Annotated in this window: 1 protein-coding gene; it reads left to right on the forward strand. The window is 66.4% G+C overall.

Features of this window, described 5'->3' with window-relative positions:
- A partial coding sequence (locus tag ABZV91_RS32380; protein ID WP_355249520.1) for an amino acid adenylation domain-containing protein occupies positions 1-2,476 on the forward strand: 2,476 nt, incomplete at both ends.

Genomic DNA, 2,476 nt, shown 5'->3' on the forward strand with positions numbered 1-2,476 from the left:
GGCGGTGTCGGAGTTGGCGTCGGCGGGGTTCGATGTGACGGCCGAGGTGCCGTTGCGGTTGGCCTTGTTCGAGGTGGGCGAGTCGGCCGACACCGGAACAGCCGGTGAGTACGTGCTGGCGATGGTGGTCCACCACATTTCCGGTGACGGTACGTCGGTCGGGCCCTTGATCCGGGATCTGATGACCGCGTATGTCGCGCGGATCGCGGGTGAGGTGCCGGGTTGGGCGCCGTTGCCGGTGCAGTACGCGGATTACAGCATCTGGCAGCGTGAGTTGCTGGGTGACGAGGCCGATCCGAAATCCCTGGCGGCGCAGCAGGTCGGGTATTGGCAGTCGACGCTGGCGGGTATTCCGGATCAGTTGGATCTGCCGTCGGATCGGCCGCGTCCTGCGGTGCAGTCGTTCGCCGGTGGCCGGGTCGAGGTCGCGATCGATGCCGAGATCCATGCGGGTTTGCAGCGGGTCGCCCGGCAGCAGAATGCCACGTTGTTCATGGTCGTGCATTCGGCGTTGGCGGTGCTGTTGTCGCGTCTGTCGGGTGTCGATGACATCACTATCGGTACGCCGGTGGCGGGTCGTGGTGAGCGGGCGCTGGATGATCTGGTCGGTATGTTCGTGAACACGTTGGTGTTCCGGACACAGATCGACGGTGGTGAGTCGTTCGCGGATCTGTTGTCCCGCCAGCGGGAAACCGATATCGCGGCGTTCGCGCACGCGGATGTGCCGTTCGAGCGTTTGGTGGAGGTCCTCAACCCGGCGCGGTCCACGGCGCGGAATCCGTTGTTCCAGGTCGGTTTCTCGTTCCAGAACCTGGCGCTGTCGAGTTTGGAGTTGCCGGGTCTGACGGTGTCGGGTCTGGATGTCGATACCGGTGTTTCCCAGTTCGATCTGCATCTGATCGTTGCCGACGAGTACGACGGTGCGGGGGCGCCGCGGGGTGTGCGGGGTCAGTTGACCTATGCCACCGATCTGTTCGATCGGTCCACCGCGCAGGAATTCGTGGAGCGGTTCGTCCGGCTGCTGGGTGAGATCGTGGCGGCGCCGGAAACGGTGGTCGGCGAACTGGAGATCCTCGCCCCGGCCGAACGGGCGGCGCTGGCACAGCGCAACGAGACCGTTCGGGAGCTGGAGCCGGCGGCGACCCTGGTGTCGCTCTTGGACGCGACGGTCGCGGCCACGCCCGATGCGATAGCCCTGGTGGACGCCGACGGTGCACAGATCACGTATGCGGAACTGGGTGCCCGGGTCAATCGGTTGGCCCGGTACCTGATTTCGGTGGGCGTCGGTCCGCAGGATCGGGTCGGGTTGGGGTTGCGGCGGTCGGTGGATCTGGTGGTCGCGATGTACGCGGTCGCCACCGCGGGTGGTGTGTATGTGCCGGTGGATCCGGATCAGCCGGCCGAGCGGACCGGTTACATCCTGGACACCGCGGCACCGGTCTGCGTGCTGACCACCGGTGATACCGGAATCGACGCCGAATCCGGTATCGCTACCGCATCCGTGGTGGCCCTGGATGCCGTCGATATCAGCGGTTTCGACGCTTCCCCGGTGAGCGATGCGGAGCGTGTGGCGCCGTTGCGGGCGTCGAATACGGCGTATGTGATCTTCACGTCGGGTTCGACGGGTCGTCCGAAGGGTGTGGCGGTGCCGCATGCGGCGATCGTGAACCAGTTGCGGTACATCACGGCCGAGTTCGGGCTGGATGCCTCGGACGCGATCCTGCTGAAGACAGCCGCGACGTTCGACCTGTCGGTGTGGGAGTTCTGGCTGGCGGCGGTGTCCGGCGGCCGGATGGTGATCGCCGAAGCCGACGGGCATCGGGACCCGTCGTACCTGAACGAGCTGATGGACCGGGAACAGGTCACCACCTTGACGGTGGTGCCGTCGATGCTGGACGCCTTGCTGGACACCGGCACCGGGTTGCCGGAGTCGGTGCGGCGGGTGCTCGCTATCGGTGAGGCCCTGCCGGTAACGACCGCGCAGAAGGTGCTCACCCGTTCGCCGGGTGCCGGGTTGTTCAACCTGTACGGTCCGACTGAAGCCGCGGTGTCGGTCACCACTCACCGGGTGACCGAGGCGGATGTGGTGTCGGTGCCGATCGGTGTGCCGCAGTGGAACAGCCGGGTGTATGTGCTGGACGGCCGGTTGCGGCCGGTGCCCGATGGTGTCGCGGGTGAGTTGTATCTGGCGGGCGCGCAGTTGGCGCACGGGTATTTCGCGCGCCCGGATCTGTCCGCGGACCGGTTCGTGGCCGATCCGTTCGTGCCCGGTGCCCGGATGTATCGCACCGGCGACCTTGTTGCGTGGAACGGCGCGGGTGAGCTCGAGTATCGGGGTCGTACCGATTTCCAGGTGAAGATTCGTGGTTTCCGGATCGAGTTGGGGGAGATCGAGGCGGCGTTGCTGGCGTTGCCGGAGGTCGCGCAGACCGCGGTGGTGGCGAAGTCGGATCCGCGGACCGGGGATCGGCTGGTC

This window comes from Nocardia sp. NPDC004568 (genome assembly GCF_040609955.1).
Taxonomy (GTDB): Bacteria; Actinomycetota; Actinomycetes; order Mycobacteriales; family Mycobacteriaceae; genus Nocardia.